This window comes from Nonomuraea indica (genome assembly GCF_002850745.1).
In the GTDB taxonomy this organism is placed as follows: Bacteria; Actinomycetota; Actinomycetes; order Streptosporangiales; family Streptosporangiaceae; genus Nonomuraea; species Nonomuraea indica.
On record NZ_KZ559468.1, the window covers coordinates 619,388 to 636,493 of the forward strand.

At 73.8% G+C, this 17,106-nt stretch carries 16 protein-coding genes; 11 read left to right on the top strand and 5 right to left on the bottom strand.

Going from position 1 to position 17,106, the window contains the following annotated elements; all coding sequences use genetic code 11:
* Positions 1–93: 93 nt before the first annotated feature.
* Positions 94–1,341, top strand: coding sequence for a sensor histidine kinase (locus CXR44_RS10540; RefSeq protein WP_101784980.1), 1,248 nt, complete (start codon positions 94–96; stop codon positions 1,339–1,341).
* Positions 1,332–1,979 carry a response regulator transcription factor gene (locus CXR44_RS10545; RefSeq protein ID WP_101784982.1) on the top strand — a complete coding sequence of 216 codons (648 nt, stop codon included), beginning with the start codon at positions 1,332–1,334 and terminating at the stop codon, positions 1,977–1,979. The genes CXR44_RS10540 and CXR44_RS10545 overlap by 10 nt, the downstream gene beginning before the upstream one ends.
* A 142-nt stretch (positions 1,980–2,121) precedes the next feature.
* On the opposite strand, the gene mihF is transcribed toward CXR44_RS10545, so the two are convergent.
* The 3 genes from mihF to CXR44_RS10560 form a co-directional block, all read right to left on the bottom strand.
* A complete protein-coding gene (gene mihF / locus CXR44_RS10550; protein ID WP_101784984.1) occupies positions 2,122–2,427 on the bottom strand; it encodes an integration host factor, actinobacterial type in 306 nt (101 codons plus the stop codon).
* A 54-nt stretch (positions 2,428–2,481) separates the two neighbouring features.
* Entirely contained in the window at positions 2,482–2,703 is a 222-nt protein-coding gene (locus tag CXR44_RS10555; RefSeq protein WP_342748536.1) for a heme-binding protein, read from the bottom strand.
* A 426-nt stretch (positions 2,704–3,129) separates the two neighbouring features.
* Positions 3,130–4,428, bottom strand: coding sequence for an ROK family protein (locus CXR44_RS10560; RefSeq protein ID WP_101784988.1), 1,299 nt, complete (start codon positions 4,426–4,428; stop codon positions 3,130–3,132).
* A 35-nt stretch (positions 4,429–4,463) separates the two neighbouring features.
* On the opposite strand from CXR44_RS10560, the gene CXR44_RS10565 reads away from it, so the two are divergent.
* Entirely contained in the window at positions 4,464–5,675 is a 1,212-nt protein-coding gene (locus tag CXR44_RS10565) for an MFS transporter (RefSeq protein WP_245899050.1), read from the top strand.
* A gap of 20 nt (positions 5,676–5,695) precedes the next feature.
* Here the strand turns inward: CXR44_RS10565 and CXR44_RS10570 are convergent, their stop codons facing one another.
* Positions 5,696–6,097, bottom strand: coding sequence for a cupin domain-containing protein (locus tag CXR44_RS10570; protein ID WP_101784992.1), 402 nt, complete (start codon positions 6,095–6,097; stop codon positions 5,696–5,698).
* A gap of 52 nt (positions 6,098–6,149) precedes the next feature.
* On the opposite strand from CXR44_RS10570, the gene CXR44_RS10575 reads away from it, so the two are divergent.
* Positions 6,150–7,175 carry a helix-turn-helix domain-containing protein gene (locus CXR44_RS10575; RefSeq protein ID WP_101784994.1) on the top strand — a complete coding sequence of 342 codons (1,026 nt, stop codon included), beginning with the start codon at positions 6,150–6,152 and terminating at the stop codon, positions 7,173–7,175.
* A gap of 171 nt (positions 7,176–7,346) precedes the next feature.
* Positions 7,347–9,701, top strand: coding sequence for an ATP-binding protein (locus CXR44_RS10580; RefSeq protein ID WP_101784996.1), 2,355 nt, complete (start codon positions 7,347–7,349; stop codon positions 9,699–9,701).
* Here the strand turns inward: CXR44_RS10580 and CXR44_RS10585 are convergent.
* On the bottom strand, positions 9,642–10,589 hold the full coding sequence (locus CXR44_RS10585) for an EamA family transporter (protein WP_219601729.1): 948 nt from the start codon (positions 10,587–10,589) through the stop codon (positions 9,642–9,644). The genes CXR44_RS10580 and CXR44_RS10585 overlap by 60 nt on opposite strands.
* Before the next feature lie 68 nt (positions 10,590–10,657).
* Between CXR44_RS10585 and CXR44_RS10590 the strand changes: the two genes are divergently transcribed.
* The 6 genes from CXR44_RS10590 to CXR44_RS40800 all read left to right on the top strand — a co-directional run bounded on the left by CXR44_RS10590 (position 10,658) and on the right by CXR44_RS40800 (position 17,106).
* Positions 10,658–11,566, top strand: coding sequence for a LysR family transcriptional regulator (locus CXR44_RS10590; protein ID WP_219601730.1), 909 nt, complete (start codon positions 10,658–10,660; stop codon positions 11,564–11,566).
* A gap of 158 nt (positions 11,567–11,724) precedes the next feature.
* Positions 11,725–12,783 carry a LacI family DNA-binding transcriptional regulator gene (locus CXR44_RS10595; RefSeq protein ID WP_101785000.1) on the top strand — a complete coding sequence of 353 codons (1,059 nt, stop codon included), beginning with the start codon at positions 11,725–11,727 and terminating at the stop codon, positions 12,781–12,783.
* Positions 12,780–13,694: a carbohydrate ABC transporter permease gene (locus CXR44_RS10600; protein ID WP_101785002.1), complete on the top strand. Its 915-nt coding sequence runs from the start codon at positions 12,780–12,782 to the stop codon at positions 13,692–13,694. The genes CXR44_RS10595 and CXR44_RS10600 overlap by 4 nt, the downstream gene beginning before the upstream one ends.
* The gene (locus tag CXR44_RS10605) at positions 13,691–14,563 is read left to right on the top strand and encodes a carbohydrate ABC transporter permease (RefSeq protein ID WP_245899051.1); all 873 of its coding nucleotides are present in this window, start codon (positions 13,691–13,693) and stop codon (positions 14,561–14,563) included. The genes CXR44_RS10600 and CXR44_RS10605 overlap by 4 nt, the downstream gene beginning before the upstream one ends.
* Positions 14,564–14,572: 9 nt before the next feature.
* On the top strand, positions 14,573–15,886 hold the full coding sequence (locus CXR44_RS10610; RefSeq protein WP_101785006.1) for an ABC transporter substrate-binding protein: 1,314 nt from the start codon (positions 14,573–14,575) through the stop codon (positions 15,884–15,886).
* Complete coding sequence (locus tag CXR44_RS40800; RefSeq protein WP_101785008.1) at positions 15,883–17,106, top strand: ADP-ribosylglycohydrolase family protein; 1,224 nt, start codon at positions 15,883–15,885, stop codon at positions 17,104–17,106. The genes CXR44_RS10610 and CXR44_RS40800 overlap by 4 nt, the downstream gene beginning before the upstream one ends.

Sequence of the window (17,106 nt, forward strand, 5' to 3'; positions counted from 1 at the left end):
GATCACACCACCGGGGCGGGTAGGGCAGGCCCTACCATCGGACACCGGGGGACCGGCTCGAACCGGGAGCCGACGCGTCCTACCGTTGAGGCCATGCGCTCCCTGACCCGGCGTGTCCTGCTCGACACGCGCTACACGCTCGTGGGCTTCCCCACAGCCGTCATCGGCTTCGTGCTCCTGATCACCGGCTTCGCCGCGGGGCTGAGCACCGTCGTCGTGTGGGTGGGGGTGCCGGTCCTGGCCGGGACGCTGCTGATGGCGCGGGGCTTCGCCGACGCCGAACGCGGCTGGCTGTCCGACGTGCTGGGCCGCCCGCCCGTACGTCCCCGCTACCGGCCGGCTCCCGAGGGCGCCGGCCGGTTCCGCAGGCTGGTCACCCCGCTCACCAGCGGCCAGTCGTGGCTCGACCTCCTGCACGGCCTGCTGAACTTCCCGATCTCCATCGCGGCGTTCGTGCTGACCCTGGTGTTCTGGGCGGTGCCGGTTGTGGCGCTGACGTACCCGATCCACGGCCTCGTCACCTCCCGCATCGAGGGCAACGTCGAGCTGCCCGAGCTGCTCGGCTTCGGTTCCGGCTATCTCACCAACTCGATCTTCTACGCGCTGCTCGGGCTGGTCTTCGTGATCCTGCTGCCGTTCGTGACGCGGATGTCCGCGCTGCTGCGCGCCGGGCTCGGCAGGGCACTGCTGACCGGCGTCGCCGAGCTGCAGGAACGCATCGACGACCTGGCCGAGGGCCGTGCCGCCGCCGTGTCGGCCGAGGCCAACGCGCTGCGCAAGCTGGAGCGCGACATCCACGACGGTCCCCAGCAGCGGCTCGTCTCCCTGGCCATGGAGCTGTCCCGGGCGCAGCGCCAGCTCGGCAAGGACCCCGAGGCGGCGCAGCGGACCATCAGCTCGGCCATCACCGCCACCCGCGAGACGCTCGACGAGCTGCGCGCCCTGTCGCGCGGCATCGCCCCGCCCATCCTGTCGGACCGGGGCCTCGCGCCCGCGCTGGCGGCGCTGGCCGGCCGCTGCACGATCCCCGTCGAGCTGGACGTGCAGATCACCGGACGCTTCCAGGCGGCCGTGGAGAACGCCGTCTACTTCGTCGTCGCCGAGACCCTCACGAACGTCGCCAAGCACAGCCGAGCCACCGTGTGCACCGTCCAGCTCACCCGCACCGGGAACACGCTGATGCTGACGATCGGGGATGATGGGGTCGGCGGCGCCCATGCCGCCAAGGGACACGGTCTCGCCGGGCTCGCCGACCGGCTCCGCGCGGTCGACGGGGAGCTCACGGTCGACTCGCCCGACGGCGGGCCGACGGTGATCGTGGCGGAGGTGCCGTGCGCGTAGTGGTGGCCGATGACGCGGTCCTGATCAGGGAGGGCCTGGTCAGGCTGCTGGAGGAGTTCGGCTGCGAGGTGGTGGCGACCGTCGGCGACGGCGACGCCCTGGTCGCCGCCGTGGCCGAGCATCGGCCGGACGTGTCGGTGGTGGACGTGCGGATGCCGCCGTCGTTCACCGACGAGGGGCTCCGGGCGGCCGTGGAGGCGCGGCGCAGGGTGCCGGGGGCGCCCGTGCTGATCCTGTCGCAGTACGTCGAGGTGTCCTACGCCGACGACCTGCTCGCCGACGCCCGCGGCGCGGTCGGCTACCTGCTGAAGGACCGGGTGGTCGACGTGGACGAGTTCCTGGAGGGACTGCGGCGCGTCGCCGCGGGCGGCACCGTGTTCGATCCTCAGGTGGTGTCGCAGCTCATGGTTCGCAGGCGCAAGGACGACCCGCTCGCCCAGCTCACCCCGCGTGAGCGGGAGGTGCTCGGGCTGATGGCCGAGGGCAGGTCCAACCCGGCCATCGGACGGCAGCTGGTGATCAGCGACGGGGCCGTGGAGAAGCACATCAGGAGCATCTTCAGCAAGCTCGGGCTCTACGCCGACGACAGCGACCAGCACCGCCGGGTGCTCGCCGTCCTCGCCTATCTCCGCTCCTGACCCCCGCCTGACCCACGCCCGGCCCACCTGTGCGGGCCTGTGGGGCGGGCTGTACGGCGGGCCTGTGCCGCCGGGTGCGGTCCGGTGGAGGGTGGCCGGCCGGTCCGCGCGGCAGACGCGCGCGGACCCGGCCGCTCACGTCCTAGCCGAGCGCCTCGACCAGCTTCTTGCGCTGCTGGGCGCCGAGGCCGCCGAGGCGGCGCTTCTCGTCGACGCCCGCCTCCTCCATCAGCGCGGTGGCCTTGGCCGGGCCGACGCCCTTGACCGCGCGCAGGGCCTGCGACACCTTGATCTTCTTGGCGATGTCGTCGTCGCGCTCCAGGAGCTGGCTGAAGGACAGCTCGCCGGCCTTGACCTTGGCCAGCAGGGCCGTACGGGCCGCGCGAGCCTCGGCCGCCTTCTCCAGAGCCGCCTTGCGCTGCTCGGGGGTGAGAGTGGGAAGTGCCATCTGTCTCTCCTCGGGGAGTTAACGTTCGGGATCCTGTTACCCGTAGTGCAGTGGCTAATCATGGCGGATACCAGCGGTTCTTGGTGCGGAAAGCGATGCTCGGCCCGCGCTGTGCGCCGAGGCCCCCGCCTCGGCGCACGCCACGTCCCGCGCGACCGTCCCTCCGCTGACCCCGACGCCGCCCACCACGCGTTCCTCTTCACCGTAATCCGCCCAGAGCGGGACGCGACCGTCAAAAGGCATAAAACGGTCATGTGTGGGGCCGGGTGGCCGCACCCGTGTGACCCGGCATCCCCGGCCGGGCCGGTGTCATGGCGTGAGCCACGGAGGCGTCGCCCTCGTCGGGTGCCGGTCCCGGGGCCGACGGGCCACGCACCCGTCACCACCTGGAGAAATGCCACGTGGCGGACCCCGTCGGCGAGGCGGGCGGGGAGCGGCGCATCCTCGCGCGCCGCCCGTCGCGGCGCCGCCCGGCGCGGCGCCGCCCGGCATGGTCGCGGAGCGTGTCCGGATGCCGCGGCACCTTCCTGACGTCCGGGCCGCCCTCCGCCTCCCGCGCGCCTCCGGCCGTACCGGCCTCGGGATGGCGCCCCGGGATCGCCCGCCGCGGCCTATGTAGCGGCTGCTTGGGATGTTTCGCCCTGGACGGGTGGTATGCATCACATTCTGCAGTTCGGGCGTGTCGCGCCCCTGGTGCAGGCGTCAGGCGGGGGTCGTGGCGCGGGCGCGACACCACTCCTGTACGCCCTCGACGGTGAGGAACGCGTCGAACACCGACTCCATCGCCCCGACCAGCGCCCCGCGCCACCCCAGGGCGGAGAGGGCCAGGCGGGGCGGCCGCTCGCGGCGGATCGTCATCAGACCGCCCTCGAACGGCTCCGTGAGCGCCGTCAGGGCCCGCGCGTGCAGATCCACCCCGAAGCCCGACAGTGACACCACCTCGGGGTCGTGGGCGTTCACCAGGGCGGCGACGCCCCTGCCGAGCGCGCGGGCGTTCGCCGCCAGGGCCCGCGCCGCGTCCGCGTCACCGGCCCCGGCGTCGGCGAAGACCCGTTCGGCCCGCTCCCGTCCCCGGCCGCCGCCGTGGGCGAGGCCCAGCCCGCGCAGCAGCGCGTTGGTGCCCACCTCGCGGCCCCAGCAGCCGTGCGCCCCGCAGGCGCACGGCTCGGCGCCGCCGGTCAGCGGCATGTGCCCGAACTCGGCGCCGATGCCGCCCGCCCCCGCGAGCGGCCGCCCGTCCACCACCAGGACGCCGCCCAGGTCGAAGTCCACGTGCAGGTGCAGTCCCACGCCGACGCCCCGCAGCACGCCCCGCCGCGCCTCGGCCAGCGCCGCGAACGCCGTGTCGTTGCCCACCAGGGGCATCCCGTGCGCGGCCCCGCCCCCGGCCGGCGGCATCCCGTACGCGGAGCGGTCCCCCGTCGCGTGCGGGTGGGCCGTCTCGTCCCTCTCGGGCGGAACCCGGTGCGGCGGCAGGCCGAGCAGGGCCGGGACGTCGACCGAGCGCCAGCCCAGGTGTGCCACGTCCACCAGGCCCTCGGCGCGCACCGGCCCCGCCACGGCCAGCCCGACCCCCACCACCCGGGGGGCGAGCCGGTCCAGGTGTCGCCTGAGCGCCTCGCCCAGCGGCCCGAACGCACCCTCCGGGGTGCCGTCGTGGCGGCGCACCTCCAGGACCGTCGCCTGCCCGCCCAGGGCGCACTCGGCGAGCTCCCAGGCGTCCTCGCGCACGTCCACCGCCAGCGCGAGCGGCCCGTGCGGGTGCGGGCCGGGCACCTGGGTGGGACGGCCCCGGCCGTGCTCGGCGGCGGGCTCCTCGTGCAGCAGCGCGCTGTCGGCCAGCTCGGCGACCAGCACCGACGCCGTGCCACGGGCCAGCTCCAGGTCACGGGTGAGCCGCGAGCGGGTGAGGGTGGCGCCGCAGTCGTGCACCGCGCGCAGCAGCCGCACCCGGTTGTGGGCGCGCAGCTCCCCACTCGTCGTCGCCCCGTTCGTCGCCATTGTGCGATTCTCACATCCCTGAATATGCTCTAGGCGTGAACATAAGTATCGCAGAGGCCAGGCGTGCCCGGATCGCGGTTTTCGGCTACTTCTCCCTGGCCGGATTCGTGATGGGGCTGTGGGCCGCCGGCCTGCCGTCGCTGAACGACCGGCTCGACCTCGGCCCGGCGCGGCTCGGCACCGTCCTGCTGCTCATCTCGGGCGGCGCGCTGGCGTCGATGCTGGTGACCGGGCCGCTCGTGGACCGGTGGTCGAGCCGGACCGTCTGCTGGATCAGCGGCCCGCTGTCCGCCCTCGTCCTGCTCGGGCCGGCCGTGGCGCCCGGCTTCCCGCACCTGGCCGTCCTCGCCGTGGTCTTCGGGCTCGGCCTCGGCGTGACCGAGGTGGCCATGAACGCCCACTCCGTCGAGGTCGAGCGCGCCTACGGGCGGCCCATCATCTCGGCGTTCCACGGCACGTGGAGCCTCGGCGGGGCGGCGGGCGGCGCGCTGACCGCGCTCGTCCTTCGGGCCGGCCTGGACGCCCAGACCCTGCTCGTCGTCGCGGCCCTCGTGGTGCCCCTCCTGTACCTGCCGCTGGCCCGGCTGCTGCTGCCGGCCGTACCCGGACAGCCCGCCGAGGACGCCCCCGACGGCAGGCGCGCCGGCTCGGGGCTGCGGTGGGGCCTGATCGCGCTGCTCGGTCTCGCCGCGTTCGCCGGGCACCTCGCCGAGGGCGCCGCCATCGACTGGGCCGCCCTGCACGCGCGCTGGATCCTCGACACCGACCCCGCCGCGGCGCCCCTCGCCTACACGGTCTTCGCCGTGGCCATGACGACCATCCGGCTGCTCGGCGACCCCATCCGCGCCCGGCTCGGCTCCGTACGGACGATCCAGCTCGCCGGCCTGCTCGCCACCGCCGGCTACGTCCTCGTCCTGGCCGCCCCACTGACCGGCGAGACCCTGCGCGTGGCCTGCGCCTGGACGGGCTGGGCGCTCGCCGGGATCGGCCTGGCCACCGTGGTGCCGGTCATCTTCAGCGCCGTCGGAGCGGCCGGCGGGCCCGTCGGGCGGGCGCTGGCGATGGTGACGGCGTTCGGCTACAGCGGGCTGCTGGTGGGCCCGGCCGTGCTCGGCTACGTGGCCGAGGCGTCGTCGCTGCCGACCGCGCTCATCATTCCCGCCGTCCTGTCCGCCGTGGTCGCCCTGACGGGCGCCCCCGCCATCCGCGCCCTCACCGCCCGCGCGACCGCCCCCGTGCCCGCCTGACGCCCTCCCCGCGCGTCCGCTCAGAGGCGGTGGCCCGTGGTGGCGTCGAGGTGGCCGGGGAGCTCGTCGTGACGGTCGCCGACGCTCAGCGTGCCGGTCGGCTCGAACATGAGGATCGACGCCCCCGCGGCCGAGGACGGCTTGTGCTCCATCCCGCGCGGCACGACGAACACCTCGCCCGCCGCCAGCGTGACGGCGCGCCCGCCGGCACCGGCGGCCCCGCCGTCGCGCAGGGCGATCGTCAGCTCGCCCTCCAGCACCAGGAAGAACTCGTCGGTGTCCGCGTGGGCGTGCCAGACGTGCTCCCCGGCGACCTTGGCGATCCGGACGTCGTAGTCGTTCACCCGGGTGACGATCCGCGGGCTCCACAGGCGGTCGAACCGGGCCAGCGCGGCCCGCAGGGAAATCGGCTCATCGGTCATGCGGCCATCGTCGCGGCTGGCGCGCGCACGCCGTGAGTGCTAGGAATCGCACATGTCGCACGAATCCTCGCATCTCCCTGTGGGCCGCCCCCACCGGGTGACCATGATCGTGGACGAGGGGTCCAATCCGTTCGAGATGGGCGTCGCGACCGAACTGTTCGGGCTGCGGCGGCCCGAACTGGACCGGCCGTGGTACGACTTCACGCTCAGCGCCGCCGCGCCCGCCCTGCGCATGCACGCCGGGCTGTTCACGCTGTCCGGGGTGGGCGGACTCGAGCGGACCGACGACGCCGACACCGTGATCGTGCCCAACCGGCCGGACCCGCTGACGCGGCCGCCCGGAGCCGTGCTGGACGCGGTGCGCCGCGCCGCCGCCCGCGGCGCCCGGCTGGTGAGCTTCTGCACCGGCGCCTTCGTGCTGGCGGAGGCCGGGCTTCTCGACGGCCGCCGGGCGACCACGCACTGGCGCTGGGCGGAGTCGTTCGCGGCCCGCCACCCGCGGGTGCGGCTCGAACCCGACGTGCTGTTCGTCGACGACGGCGATGTGCTGACCGCCGCCGGCAGCGCCGCCGCGCTGGATCTCGGCCTGCACCTGATCCGCCGCGACCACGGCGCCGACGTGGCCAACGCGGTGAGCCGGCGCCTGGTGTTCGCGGCGCACCGCGACGGCGGCCAGCGCCAGTTCATCGAGCGCCCCGTACCGGACATCCGCGACACGTCACTGGCGCCGGTGCTGGCCTGGGCCCAGGAACGGCTGGATCTGCCGCTGACGGTCGCCGACCTCGCCGCCCGCGCGGCGGTCAGCCCGGCCACCCTGCACCGGCGGTTCGCCGCCCAGCTTGGCACCACCCCGCTCGCCTGGCTCACGGCCGAACGCGTGGCGCTGGCCTGCCGGCTGATCGAGCGCGGCGAGCAGGGGCTCGACAGGGTGGCCCGGCTCAGCGGGCTGGGGACGGCCGCCAACCTGCGGGCCCGGCTGCGGCGGCAGACCGGCCTGACGCCGACGGCCTACCGCCGCCGGTTCGGCCCGCTCACCGGCTCCGGAGGGGTGACGGCCGTCGCGGCGGCCTCGCCGTAGGGGACCTGCCCGGGAGACGGCGAGTGACCAGGGCTTCCGGTGCCACCGGGTCCCTCCTGGCAGGACCCGCGGCCGAGCGCCGGGACCGGACCGTTCCTTGGTGATACCTATGCCACCCCTCGACCGTGTGCCGGTTACGGCCGGGCGGGCCGAGGGCAGATAGTCGCCCTCATGGGTCGACCGGCAGCCGAGCAGATCACTCCCACCCTCCCCGCCGAGACAGGCGAGATCATCGGTCGCAAGCGTGAGATCGGCGAGATCAGGAGCCTCCTGTCCACCACCCGGTTGCTGACGCTGACGGGCACGGCCGGCGTGGGCAAGACGCGCCTGGCGACCCATGTGGCGGCCCACGCGCGGCGCGCCTTCCCCGACGGGGTGTGGCTGGTCGAGCTGGCCTCCCTGCAGGACGAGCAGTTGCTGGCGGTGGCCGTCGCGGAGGCCCTGGGGTTGCAGGAGGAGATGCCGCAGCCGTCGACCGAGAGCATGATCGACTGTCTGCGGACCAAGCAGCTGCTCCTCGTGCTGGACAACTGCGAACATCTGGTGGAGGCCTGCGCGCGGCTGGCCGACGCCCTGCTCGGCGCGGCACCCGGGGTGCGGCTGCTGGCCACCAGCCGCGAGGCGCTGGGAGTGCCGGGCGAGACGCCCTTCATCGTGCCGCCGCTGTCCCTGCCCGCCCCCGGCGACGAGGTCACCGGGGGCGACGTCCTCCGTTACGACGCCCTGGCGCTGCTGGCGGAGCGGGCGAGGAACATCGCGCCGGAGGTCGACATCGTCTCGCAGCCCGCGGCGGCGGCGCGGCTGTGCCGCCTGCTCGACGGCATCCCGCTGGCGATCGAGCTCGCGGCGGTGTGGCTGCGGGTCCTGTCGCTGGACCAGATCATCGACCGGCTCGGCCACCGCCTGCGCTTCCTGACACGGGGCTACCGGACCGCCCTGCCGCGCCACCAGACGCTGGGCGCGGCGGTCGAGTGGAGCTTCGAGCTGTGCTCCGTCCAGGAACAGATCATGTGGGAACGTCTGTCGGTGTTCGCCGGCGGCTTCGACCTGGCAGCGGCGGAGGAGGTCTGCTCGGCCGCGCCGCTCGCGCGCGAGGACGTCCTGCCGCTGCTCGCCGCGCTGACCGGGAAGTCGATCGTGACCAGGGAGACCTGCGGCACCCGCGTGCGCTACCGGATCCTGGAGACGCTGCGCCAGTACGGCCAGGACCGGCTGGACAGGAGCGAGACGACACCGGCGACCCGACGCCGGCACGCCGAGCACTACCAGCGCCTGGCCGAACGCAACAGGGCCGGCTGGTTCGGCTCGAACCAGGTGGAGTGCTTCATCAGGGTCGTCCCCGAGCTGCCGAACCTGCGGGCCGCGCTGGAGCACTGCCTCGGCGAGGACCTCCGCGTCGAGGAGGCGATGCGGATCTTCACGTCGCTGGAGGGGTACTGGACCTTCTTCGGCGGTCCCTCCGAAGCCCGCCACTGGATCGACCGGCTGCTCGGATGCCGGCAGCTGACCGGGCGGGATCGCTTCGGCGTGCTGACCGTGGGCACGTTCTTCGCCCTGATGCAGGGCAGGAACGACCTCGCGCGGCCGCTGCTGGAGGAGTGCCGGCTGCTGGCCGACGCCTGGGACCGCCAGGGGCCGAAGGCGGTGACGAGGTTCCTGTCGGGACGGCTGACCCTGATGGAGGGTGACTACCAGGAGGCGGTCCGCCTGCTCGAACCGGTCCTTGACTGGTACGAGGACGACACGGGCGAGATCACGGAGGACGGGGTCCTGCGCAACGCGTTCCTGCCGACGTTCTACCTCGCCCTGTCCGCGATCTTCGCCGGTGATCCCCGCGCCGGGGGCTGGGTGGCGCGCTGCCGCGAGATCGCCGAGGCGGCGGGCTCGCGCGGCGAGATCGCGCTGGCGATGTGGGCTGCCGGGATCGGCCACTGGTCCTCCGGCGACCTGGCACAGGCCGCCTCCCTGTTCCGGTCCAGCCTGCGCCTCGAACGGTCGGCCGGTTACCGCTACAGTCCGGCGTGGTTCGTCGAGACGCTCGCCTGGGTCGCCGCCGCGCAGGGGAGCGACGTGCCCGCCGCGCGCCTGCTCGGCGCCGCCGGGACGATGCGACGCCTGCTCGAGGTGTCGCTCGAAGGGTTCCGCCCGTACCACGACGCCCACCGCGCCGCGGAGTCGTCGCTGCGCGCCCGTCTCGGCGACAGGCGTTACCGCGCCGCCGCCGACGAGGGCGCGAGCTGGGACGTCAACGAGGCCATCGGCCATGCCCTGCAGGAGCCGCCCGAGGCGCGGGAGCCCACGCCGGCGCCCGGGCCGTCGCAGCCGGAGCTGACGCCGAGGGAGGCCGAGGTGGCCGGTCTCGTCGCCGAAGGCCTGCGCAACAGGGACATCGCGGCCCGGCTGGTCATCTCCCAGCGCACCGCCGAGGGCCATGTGAAGCACATCCTGGACAAGCTGGGATTCACCTCACGCGCGCAGATCGCCGCCTGGTACGTCAACCGGTTCACCGCCCCTCCGGACGGGTGAGGCGGGGGGAGGCTCTGCGGCGTGCTCGGCCTGGCCGCGGGCGCCGGTGCGTTCGGCGCCGATGCCGGCGACGACCACGAACGCGATCCCGGCGGCGGCGGCCCAGCCCGGAGCCTGGTGCAGGAAGACGAAGCCGATGCCGACGGCGATGGCCGGCTCCAGGCTCATCAGGGTGCCGAAGGCGGCGGTGGTGAGCCTGCGCAGGGCGAGCAGTTCGAGGATGAACGGCACCACGGGGAGCAGCAGCGCGAGGCCGAGGCCGACGAGGAGGAGCTCCCAGGTGAGCCGCCCGAGGACGGACGGCCCGACGACCGCGGTGGCGGCCAGGGCGGCCACCGGCATGGAGACGGCGAGTCCGCGGATGCCGGACACCTCGTCGCCGACCCGCTGGGTCAGCAGGATGTAGGCGGCCCAGCAGACCGCCGCGGCCAGCGCGTAGGCGACGCCGGTGAGGTCGGTGCCGCCGTGCCAGGGCTCGGTGAGCAGCACGACGCCCGCCGCGGCGAGCAGCGGCCACAGCTTCCGCCCGCCGCGGCCGCGTGCCACGGCGACGCCGAGTGGGCCGAGGAACTCCAGCGCGCTGGCGGTGCCCAGCGGCAGCCGGGCGACCGCGGCCATGAAGAACAGGGTCAGCCCCGCGGTGACCAGGCCCAGCGCCACGCAGGCGAGCAGGCCGGAGCGGCTGAAGCCGGACGGCCGGGGCCGCACCACCACGAGCAGCAGCACCCCGGCCCACGCGAGCCTCAGCCACGCCGCGCCCTCGGCGCCCACCTGGTCGATCATGGTGACCGAGGCGGCCAGGCCGAGCTGGACGAAGAGCATCGACGCGAGGGCCAGAGCGGTGCCGGCGCGGGCGGCCGGGGGAGACGCGGGTGCGGTGGTCGTCATGGCCCCAGTAGACGCGACCACGACCGTTCGCGTCCACGTGAGAATGCTTGACATACCGTTCATGGTTCGTGAACAATCCACGGATGGACGTCCGGCGCCTGCAGATGCTCCTGCACCTGTCCCGGCTGGGGTCGATGCGCGAGGTCGCCGAGGAGATGGGCGCCACGACCTCGACGGTGTCGCAGCAGATCGCCGCGCTGTCCCGGGAGGTCGGCACGCCCCTGGTGGAGCCGGACGGGCGGCGGGTGCGGCTGACCCCCGCGGGCCGGCGGCTGGCGCGGCACGCCGTGACGATCCTCGCCGCGGTCGAGGCCGCCAGGCTGGACCTGGACCCGGACGCCGAGCCGACCGGCACCCTGCGGGTCGCCGGCTTCGCCACGGCGGTGCGCCGCTCACTGCTCCCCGTCGCGGCGGACCTGGCGGCCGGGCATCCGCGGGTACGGCTGCGCATCCACGAGCACGAGCCCGCCGAGTCCCTGGCGCTGCTCGCCTCGGACGACGTCGACCTCGCCCTCGTCTACGACTACAACCTCGCCCCCGTCTCCGCCGACGCCACGGTGGAGACGATGCCGCTGTGGTCGGTGCCCTGGAGCCTCGCCGTGCCGCACCCCGCGTCCCACGCGCGGACGCGGGGTGACGCGCCCGCGGTGTTCGGGGCGTACCGCGACCACGACTGGATCGTGAACTCCCGCAACACGGCCGACGAGGACGTCGTGCGCACGATCGCCTCGATGGCCGGCTTCGAGCCGCGGATCACCCATCACGCCGACAGCCTCGAACTGGTCCAGGACCTCATCGTCGCCGGGCTCGGCGTCGGCCTGCTGCCCGCCGACCAGCCCACGCTGCCCGGCGTCCGCCTGCTGCCGCTGACGGCCCCCGAGGTGACGATGCGCTCCCACGCCGTCGTCCGTCGGGGCCGTGCGGACTGGCCCCCGCTGGCGCTCGTCCTCCGGCTGCTCGCCGCCCGTGCCGCCTGAGCGGTCGGTCAGGGGTGTACGTTGGCCGGACATGGCCCTGACCTGGCGTTATGTGATCGTGACTTGACCTCTGGAGTTACGCGAGTGTTTCATGTGCCCCACACGGTAAACGTTTACAGAAGCAGGGGCGAAACGTTTGCCTTGGCGGAAGGAAAGCCTTGGCCCAGGGACCCACGATCACCACGATCGCCAAACGCGCGGGCGTCTCCATCGCCTCGGTCTCGCGGGTGCTGAACGGCCTGCCGACCAGGCAGGACACCGTGAGCAAGGTGATGGCGGCGGCCGAGGAGCTCGGCTACGTGCGCAACGCCGTGGCCCGCTCGCTCAAGTCGAGCCGCACCCACCAGGTCGCGTTCGCGATGGCGGACGTCGGCAACCCGGCCTACCTGGCCATGCTGCGCGAGATCCAGCCCGTGCTCAAGGCGGCCGGCTACCGGCTCGTCCTGCACTCCACCGGCGCGGACGTCGCCGACGAGATCGGCGTGCTGCACAGCCTCGGTGAGCGCTACGTGGACGGGCTGATCATGGTGCCGCTGCGGGTCACCGACGCGCACCTGCGGATGCTCGCTGCCGCCCGGGCGCCCGTCGTCGTCATCGGCTCGGTGCCGGAGGGCACGCCGGTCGACAACGTGCGCGCCGACTCGCGCACCGGCGTCCGCCTCGCCCTCGACCACCTGCACGCCCTCGGCCGCCGGCGCGTCGGGCTGGTCAACGGCCCGCCCGACACCGTGCCCGGCGCGGCCCGCGGCGCCGGCTACGTCGAGGCGCTGGCGGCTCTCGGCCTGCCGTACGACAAGGAGCTGGTGGAGATCGGCGACTTCTACCGGGCCGACGGCCGCCGTGCGGTGGCCGCCCTGCTCGACAGGCGGCCCGACATCGACGCGCTCATGTGCGCCAACGACCTGATCGCGCTCGGCGCGCTCGACGTGCTGCGCGCCGCCGGGCGGCGGGTGCCGCAGGACGTGGCGGTGGTCGGCATGGACGACACCGACCTGGCGGCGGCGTCCTGGCCGTCGCTCACCAGCGTCTCCCTCGGCTCGGCCGAACGCGGCCGCGCCGCAGCGGAGCTGCTGCTGGACAGGCTGGAGGACGGCGACGTCGCGCCCCGCCTGGTCACCGTGCCGCCCCGGCTGGAGGTGCGCGCCTCCACCGCCGGCGAGCAGGCGCCGCCGGCCGGCGACGCCGACCGGCCCGGCGCGGACGGAGCAGGCGCATGACGGCGACCGTGACGAAACCCCCCGCGCCTCCCGCCAGGCACGTGCGGCGCGCCCGCCGGTCACGGCGCTCGCGCGAGATGTGGCTGCTCATGCTGCCCGCCCTCGTGCCCGTCGTGCTCTTCAGCGTGGGTCCGCTGCTGTACGGGATCGGGCTGGCGTTCACCGACGCGCGCAACACCCGCGCCCACGAGACGACCTTCGTCGGCCTGGACAACTTCGTCCAGCTCATGGGCGACGACGACTTCTGGTCGTCGTTCCGGATCGGGGTGGTCTGGTCGGTCTCCGTGACCGTCCTGCAGTTCCTCGCCGCGCTCGGCCTGGCGCTGCTGCTCAACCAGAACCTCCGCTTCCGGGGCGTGGCCAGGGTGCTGGCGGTGGTGCCGTGGGCGATGCCGCCCGTGGTCATCGGGCTGATGTGGAAGCTCGTCTACCATCCCGACGCGGGCATCCTGAACAGCCTGCTCGGCACCGACATCAACTGGCTCGCCGACTTCTCGCTCGCGCTGCCCGCCATCATCGTGGTCGGCGTCTGGACCGGCATGCCGCAGACGGCGGTCGTGCTGCTGGCCGGCCTGCAGGGCATCCCGAGAGAGCTGTACGAGGCCGTCGAGGTCGACGGCGCGGGCCGCTGGCGCCGGTTCTGGAACATCACGCTGCCGCAGCTCAAGCCCGTCATCGTGGCGATCACCTCGCTCGACTTCGTGTGGAACTTCAACCAGTTCGGCCTGGTCTACGTGCTCACCCAGGGCGGGCCGGGCGGCCGGACCCGGCTGCCCATGCTGTTCGCCTACGAGGAGGCCTTCCGCTACCGCTACGCCGGCTACGCCTCGATGCTCGGCCTGGCCATGGCCATCGTCGTGCTCGCGGTGCTCGGCCTCTACCTGTGGCGGCAGATGAGGGAGGCGAGATGAAGGGACGCGAGATGAGGGCAGGCGCGATGAACCGCGGGAGGACGGGCGGGCTGAGGCGCGCGCCGCAGTACCTCGCGCTGGCCGCCTACGTCGTCTTCCTGGCCTTCCCGCTGGTGTGGCTGCTGTCCACGGCGCTGAAGACGCCGCAGGAGATGGCGCAGGCCGACCCCACGTGGATCCCGCGCGAGCCGACGCTGGCCAACTTCGCCGACGCGTTCGACGAGCAGGACCTGGTGGGAGCCGCCACCCGCAGCCTGGTCGTGGCGCTGTTCGCCAGCGTCATCACCGTGGTGATCGCGCTGCCCGCCGCGTACGCGATGGCCCGCTACCGCAGCCTGGTCAACCGGATCGCGATCGGCTGGGTGCTGGTCAGCCAGGTGTTCCCGTTCATCCTGATCATCATCCCGCTGTTCCTGATCCTGCGGGACATGGAGCTGGTCAACACGCTGCCCGGCCTGGTCATCGTGCACGTGACGTTCACGCTGCCGTTCGCGCTGTGGATGCTCCAGGGCTACGTGCGCGCGGTTCCGCCCGAGCTGGAGGAGGCCGCGGCCGTGGACGGCGCGGGCCGGCTGCGCTCGATCACCGGCGTGGTCGCGCCGCTGCTCGCCCCGGGCGTGGTGGCCACGCTGCTGTTCGCGTTCATCTCGTCGTGGAACGAGTTCCTCTTCGCGCTGGTCGTCCTGCAGGACCCGGACGTGATGACGCTCCCTCTCACGTTGGCGAGGTTCGTCGGCCCCGAGGGTGTGGCCCGGCTCGGCCCGCTGGCCGCGGCCTCCCTCATGGCCACGATCCCCAGCCTCATCTTTTTCGCAATCATCCAGCGGCGCCTGAAGTCCGGCCTGATGGCCGGCGCCGTGAAGGGCTAGGAGGCACACATGCGAATGAAGTCCGCTCTGGCGGCGGCCGCGGTCGTCGCGCTGGCTGCCGCGTGCGGCAGCGGTGGCAGCGGCGGAAGCGGCGGCGAGGCGGCCAAGCCCGGCGAGCCCGTCAAGCTCAACTTCCTCAGCCTGGCCTGGCAGAAGGAGTCCCTCGCCGCCAACAAGCAACTCGTCGAGGAGTGGAACAAGGCCAACCCCGGCATCCAGGTCACCTACGTCCAGGGTAGCTGGGACAACGTCAACGACCAGCTCGTCACCCAGTTCGCGGGCGGCACCGCCCCCGACGTCATCCACAACGACTCGCCCGCCCTGTCCGGCTTCGCCGCCGACGGCTACCTGCTGGACCTGTCGGACAAGCTGCCCGCCGAGCTGAAGAGCGACATCCCGCAGCAGTCGTGGGACACCGTCACCTTCGACGACGGCAAGGGCAAGCAGGGCGTGTACGGCGTGCCGTTCCTGCAGGAGTCGCAGGTCATCATCGCCAACAAGAAGCTGCTCGACGCGGCCGGCGTGCGCCTGCCCACCACCGAGCAGCCGTGGACGTGGGACGAGTTCTCGGCGGCGGCCAAGAAGATGACCAAGGACGGCACGTTCGGCGTCGCCTGGCCGATGAAGTCGCCGGTCAACAAGACCCTCAACCTGGCGCTCAACTTCGGCGGCACGTTCTTCCAGACCGCCGAGGGCAAGACCACGGTCAAGGTCGGGCCCGAGGAGAAGCAGGTCCTGCAGCGCATCCACGACCAGCTGTACAAGGACAAGTCGGCCGATCCGGCCGCGCTCGGCCAGGGCACGGCCGACCCGCTGCCCGCCTTCTACAAGGGCAAGTTCGCCATGCTGCCCGCCGGCGTCTACCTGCGCCAGCAGGTGGCCGAGCAGGCGCCCGACGGGTTCGAGTGGGTGACGCTGCCGCCACTGAAGGGCACCACCACCCAGCAGGGCGCCGTCTCCCAGACCCTGTCGATCGCGCAGGACAGCAAGCACCCCGACGAGGCGATGAAGTTCATCTCGTTCTTCCTCAACGGCCCCAACCAGGCCAAGCTCGCCAAGGGCGACTGGCTGCTGCCGACCTCCGTCAAGGCGGCGGCCGACCCGTCCATCACCACGAAGGAGAACGGCTGGGACGTCGCCACCGCCTCCGCCAAGGCCCTGGTGGTGGCGCCGTTCCTCAAGGTGAACGGGTTCGACGAGTGGAAGAGCAAGGTGGCCACGCCGGTGCTCCAGGAGTACTACGCCAACAAGATCACCATCGACGAGGCGGCCAAGCGGCTCGTCGAGGACGGCAACCAGGTGCTGGAGCGGTACCAGCGGTGACGCATCGCGACAGGGCCCGGGGGTGTCTGCTCGGCCTGGCGGCCGGCGACGCCCTCGGGGCCCCCGCCGAGAACCTCACCCCGGCCGAGATCAGGCGGCGCTGGGGCCGGCTCACCGAGATCGAGCGCGGCGGCACCGACGACACCGAGTACGCGATCTTCGCCGCGTCGCTGCTGGCCCGGCACGGGCACGCGCTCACCCCGGCCGACGTGGCCGCCTCCTACCGGGCCGAGGTCATCCCGCGGGTGGCCGGGCCGATGAAGGGGGCCGGCTTCTCCGAGCTGGGCACGGTGGAGGCGCTGCGCCGCGGGCTGGAGCCCCCGCTGACCGGGCGGGTGCACCAGCACGGCTGGTCGGACGGCCTGGCCATGCGGGCCGCGCCGTACGGGGTGTTCTGCCCGGGCGACCCGGCCGAGGCGGCGCGGCTCGCCGAGCAGGACGGCCTGGTCAGCCACTCCGGCGAAGGGGTGCTCGGCGGGCGGGCCGTCGCCGGGGCCGTGGCCGCCGCCATGGCGGGACTGCCGCCGGACGAGGTGGTGCGGGCCGCCCTGTCGGTCGTCCCGGCCGACTCCTGGACCTCCCGCGCCCTCGTACGCGCCCGCGCCGCCGTCGAGTCCGCCACCAACGCCACCACCGGGCCCGCCACCACGGCCGGACCCGGAGCCGCCACCGGGCCCGCCACCACGGCCGGACCCGGAGCCGCCACCGGGCCCGCCACCACGGCCGCACCCCAGACCGGCGCCGAGCCCGGCACCGGAGCTGTGACCGAGGCCGGCGCCCAGGGAGACGCCTCCGGCGAGGCGGCCCTCGTGGCGGCGCTGCACGAGGCCGTCGTGGTCCCGCACTACCCGTGGACCGATCTGGCCCCCGAGGCCGTCGCGCTGGCGCTGGCCGCCTACCTGGCCGGCGGGGGAGAGGTGGAGGCGTCCGTGACGTTCGCCGTGAGCCTCGGCCGCGACGCCGACACCATCGGCGCCATCGCCGGCGCCGTGGCCGGGGCGGGGCAGGGCGAGAGCGGCGTGCCCGCGCGGTGGGCCGCGCGGATCGGCCCGGTCGCGGGCGCCTGCCTGCCGGTGGTCGCGGGCAGGCACGTGCTGGACGTGGCGGACGAGCTGTCCGCCCTGGTGCAACGCTCGGCGCAACGCGGAGACCCGGCGCGCGAGGACCCGGTGACAGAGCCGTCCCGGGACCGCGCGGACGGACCGCCCGAAGGACTGTAG